The organism is Mesorhizobium sp. M1A.F.Ca.IN.020.03.2.1 (genome assembly GCF_004023205.1).
Taxonomy (GTDB): Bacteria; Pseudomonadota; Alphaproteobacteria; order Rhizobiales; family Rhizobiaceae; genus Mesorhizobium.
In genome coordinates this window covers 1-4450 of sequence record NZ_RZSV01000337.1, presented here as the reverse complement: position 1 = coordinate 4450, position 4450 = coordinate 1, and the positions used below count along the sequence as shown (strand labels likewise).

The window sequence follows — 4450 nt, the reverse complement described above, 5'->3', positions numbered from 1 at the left end:
GCCGAGCTCCAGCAGTCGTTTGAGCGCGTCGCGGTGTGTCGTTCCAAAAGGGAAATCTGTCGCGGCGACTTTGTAGAGCTCGAGAAAGCGCTGATTGCGCACGATCATCTTGCCGTCGGCGTCATACATCAGCAGGCCTTGCGACATGTTGGCCAAAGCGGCGTCGAAGCGGCGATGCTGCTCCTTCAGTTCCTCTTCGGAGCGCCGCTGCACGGTCACGTCCTCGTAGATCGACACCCAGCCGCCGGAGGCCAGCGGCCGATGCGAGATGACGATGATGCGCCCGTCCGCCAGCGTCTCCTCATAAGTCGAGGGCTTGGCGCCGTCGATATAGGGTTTGCGGACGGCGTAGAGCTGCTCGGCGGTTTGCGAGGCGATGCCGATTTCGACGCTGTGCTGCAAGATGTCGAAGAAGCGAATGCCGGGCTTCGTGACTTTGGCGTCGAGGCGGAAGAGGTCGATGTAGTTTCGGTTGCAGATGATCATGCGCTCGTCGGCGTCGAACATGCACAGGCCATGCGACATGTTCTCGACGGCGGCCGAAAAGCGCTCGTTTTGTGCGCGAAGTTCCTCCGCTATTCGTCGAACCGGGCCAATACCGGTTGCCTTCCGCCTGACTGCGGCCGAACCAGCCTTGACATGAGCAACGGGCATGAACGCGCCTGCCGACCGTGACTGAACAGTTTACTGTCGTGGCCGCCGGTTAATTTAGCGTTCTTTTATTTGACGGAATTGGCAGCGAGAAAAGGCTGGCGTTTAGCTTCCAGCGCCGCGAATCGTTTCAGAAATGCCGCCTGCGCCCAGGTCACCGAGCGTGGAGTGAAGTCGAAATGGTCGGCGGAAAAGCTGCGCGGCCGGCCGAAATACTCCGTCGCCTCCGCGGTCGAGAAGCCGGCAAGCAGCGTCGCTTCGTAATAGGCGGCGATCTGGTCGGCGCGCTTGATGTCCTTGCGCAAGGTGGAACCGAGCTCGGCCGGCAGTGAGAAACGTTGATGGATGGCGCGCTGCAGCCTGAGCTCGCAGTCCTTGTAGGAGCCGCCCATCACCGATTTGAAGGGGGAGATCATGTCGCCGATGACATATTCGGGCGCGTCGTGCAGCAGCGCCGCGAGCCGCGCCTCGGCGGAGGCGGCCGGCACCAGCTCACCATAGAGTGCCTCGACCAGCAGCGAATGCTGAGCCACCGAAAAGGCGTGCTCGCCGCTGGTCTGGCCGTTCCAGCGGGCGACGCGGGCGAGGCCATGCGCGATGTCGGCGATCTCGATGTCGAGCGGCGAGGGGTCGAGCAGGTCGAGCCGCCGGCCGGACAGCATGCGCTGCCAGGCGCGCGGCGGCGCTCCCGCCCTGTCGGCCGCCATCAGGCCTCCTCCGCGCTGACGGTGTCTTGCGGGAAGGAGAATTTCGCCCAGCCCGGGATGGCGAGCGTCACCGGGACGTCGCCGGCCATGATCGGGTCGCGGGCATCGAGCGCTGCCTTGACGCGGTCGATGCGGGCAATGACGAGGCCGCGTCCGCCGCTTACCGAACCCAGCGTCCCGACCGGGCGGCCTGCGACGGTGAGCTCGGTACCGGACGCAGGCAGGGAACCCCCGGCTGTGGCGATCAGCACGCGGCGTCGCGCGGTGCCGCGATGCTGCATGCGCGAGACGACTTCCTGGCCGACATAGCAGCCTTTCTTGAAGCCGACGCCGCCGGTCTCGTCGAGGAGAACGTCATGTGGGAAAGCGTCACCGAGCTGATAATCGCTGCCGCTTTCGGCGATGCCGTTGGCGATACGCAGGGCCCGCCATGCGCCGGCATCGCCGCTGTCCTGAACTGCGCCCTCATATTTGCGCCTGACCTCCACCTCGCGGAAGCGCGTGTCGGCGAGGGAAGTTGAATTGGCAAGTGAGGCGGTTGAATCATCGCCCCATGCAACCGTGACAAGCGCCTGATCCTGCTTGGCAATCTCGGCCTTTGCCCTCAGCCGGTAAAGCATCAGCCGGCGCACGAAGTCATCGGCTATGTCGGTCCGGCATTCCAGCCGGAAGCCGTTCTCGCCGGCGCGAGAGATGAGAAAATCGAACAGGATCTTGCCTTGCGGCGAAAGCAGCGCGCCGGGCTTTGCCTCGCCGGCGCCAAGCGCATCGAGATCGGTGGTGAGGATGTTTTGCAAAAAATGTTCGGCATCCTGGCCTGACACGGAAATGAGCGCGCGGTCTTTCAGCAGGGCAAAGGGCATGGGCGTGAAGTCGGCCTGATCTTGCAAAAATGATGGTCATTACGTAAGCCGGCCACACTCCCCCCGCAAGAGATTGGACCAGTCCATGGCAACCACCTTCGACCTCATCCTGACAGGCGGCACGGTAGTTAACCATGACGGTGAAGGCCGGCGCGATGTCGGCGTGAAGGCCGGGCGTATTGCCGCGATAGGCGATCTCGGCCAAGCGTCGGCCGGCGAGACGATCGATTGCACGGGCCTGCACATCCTGCCCGGCGTCGTCGACAGCCAGGTGCATTTCCGCGAGCCGGGACTGGAGCACAAGGAAGATCTGGAAACCGGGTCTCGCGCCGCGGTTTTGGGCGGCGTCACCGCGGTCTTCGAGATGCCCAACACCAATCCGCTGACCACCAGCGAGGCGGCCCTTGCCGACAAGGTGCGGCGCGCCACCGGCCGCATGCATTGCGACTTCGCTTTCTGGGTTGGCGGCACGCGCGACAATGCCGGCGATGTCGGCGAGCTCGAGCGGCTGCCAGGAGCTGCCGGCATAAAAGTCTTCATGGGCTCGTCCACCGGCGACCTGCTGGTCGAGGACGACGAAGGCGTCGCCTCCATCCTGCGCAACACCCGCCGCCGCGCCGCTTTCCACTCCGAGGACGAGTTCCGTCTGCGCGAGCGGCTCGGTCTGCGCGTCGAGGCCGATCCCTCGTCGCATCCTGTCTGGCGCGACGAGATCGCGGCGCTGCGCTGCACCGAGCGCCTGGTGCGCATCGCGAGACAGACGCGCGCGCGCATCCATGTGCTGCACATCTCGACGGCCGAGGAGATCGTTTTCCTCGAGCAGCATAAAGACGTCGCTACATGCGAGGCGACGCCGCATCACCTGACGCTCTCAGCTGACGACTATGCGCGGCTCGGCACGCTGATCCAGATGAACCCGCCGGTGCGCGCGGCGCGCCACCGCGACGGCGTCTGGCACGGCATTGCGCAAGGGATCGTCGATGTGCTGGGGTCCGACCACGCGCCGCACACGCTGGCCGAGAAGGCGAAGCCTTATCCTGCCTCGCCTTCGGGCATGACGGGCGTGCAGACGCTGGTGCCGATCATGCTCGACCATGTCAACGCCGGCCGGCTCACTTTGCAGCGTTTCGTCGATCTCTCCAGTCATGGTCCGCAGCGCATCTTCGGCATGGCGGGAAAGGGCCGCATCGCCGCCGGCTACGACGCCGATTTCACCGTCGTAGACCTGAAGCGCCGCGAGACCATCACCAACGCGCAGGCTGGCTCCAAGGCGGGCTGGACGCCCTATGACGGCAAAGAGGTCACCGGCTGGCCGGTCGGCACCATCGTGCGCGGCAACCGGGTAATGTGGGACGGCGAGATCGTCACGCCCGGCCAGGGCAGGGCGGTGGAGTTTTCCGAGGCGCTGGCGGCTTAGGCCACGTTGGATTTCTTAAGCGCGCCCTGCATTAAGAGTGCCTGCAGCTGCGGGAACTTGCCCTGGTCGATTTTCTTCTTGCAAATGCCGACGGTGGGAGCCGATGCGATTCCGGCTCTGCGAGAGGAGGCAAACCGCATATGGCCGCAGACCAAAATTGGCAAGGGATGAGCTTCTGGCTCAATCCCCGGCGACGAAGAACAGCCACTGGCCGGCGGGCGTGATGCCGACGCGATAGAAGATATAGGCGCCGAACTGCTTCATGTCGTCATAGTCGCTTGCGGTGACGAGTTTGAACAGCTCGACGCGCTGCCTGGGATCCAGCTTGTCGAGCGGCAGCGCGAAGAAATACGGCCAGACATAGAGCTCCTGCGGCGTGCCGGTGTCGACATGGACATAGCCGGCGCTGAGCACCTCTTCCAAAATGGCGAGAATCTCTTGGCCGTCGCCGTCGCCGGAGAGTCCCTTGAGGAAAGCGACCGGGTCGCCCTCGATGTCGCCGAGCGAAAGCTGCGTCATGGATTCGCCCGAGCCGATCAGCGGCCGAAGTTTCTCGATATCGCCGCTCTTGCAGGCCTCGATGATCAGGCCGTGCATGCGTTTGACCGGTTCGGGAAGCTTGTCGAGGTCGTAGACGACGGGCGGCGGCGGCGAATCCGGGTCGGAGCGCGGGCTGGTGATGCCGCCGCTGCCGGTTGGCGCTTCCGGCGCGCTCTTGTCCGTCTCATCGGCCGACTGGCTGTTGTCGGAGGGTTTGGTGCCGGGCGCGGCCGGCATTGGCACGGTGGTCCCCGGAGCGGTCGTTTCGTCAC

The 4450-nt window shown here is 64.6% G+C and carries 5 protein-coding genes; 1 reads left to right on the top strand and 4 read right to left on the bottom strand.

Translation table 11 applies throughout. From position 1 onward, the window contains the following. The 3 genes from EOA79_RS30010 to EOA79_RS30000 form a co-directional block, all read right to left on the bottom strand. Positions 1-525 (bottom strand): PAS-domain containing protein (locus EOA79_RS30010; RefSeq protein ID WP_245489958.1); only part of this gene is annotated, 525 nt, incomplete at its 3' end. Between the two features lie 194 nt (positions 526-719). Further along, complete coding sequence (locus EOA79_RS30005; RefSeq protein WP_095781517.1) at positions 720-1358, bottom strand: HD family hydrolase; 639 nt, start codon at positions 1356-1358, stop codon at positions 720-722. Then, positions 1358-2221 carry a folate-binding protein YgfZ gene (locus EOA79_RS30000; RefSeq protein WP_095823673.1) on the bottom strand — a complete coding sequence of 288 codons (864 nt, stop codon included), beginning with the start codon at positions 2219-2221 and terminating at the stop codon, positions 1358-1360. The genes EOA79_RS30005 and EOA79_RS30000 overlap by 1 nt, the downstream gene beginning before the upstream one ends. Positions 2222-2306: 85 nt before the next feature. On the opposite strand from EOA79_RS30000, the gene EOA79_RS29995 reads away from it, so the two are divergent. Next, a complete protein-coding gene (locus tag EOA79_RS29995) occupies positions 2307-3638 on the top strand; it encodes a dihydroorotase (RefSeq protein WP_095823672.1) in 1332 nt (443 codons plus the stop codon). A 180-nt stretch (positions 3639-3818) separates the two neighbouring features. On the opposite strand, the gene EOA79_RS29990 is transcribed toward EOA79_RS29995, so the two are convergent. After that, positions 3819-4450: hypothetical protein (locus tag EOA79_RS29990; protein WP_128293556.1), on the bottom strand; the 632-nt coding region annotated here is incomplete at its 5' end.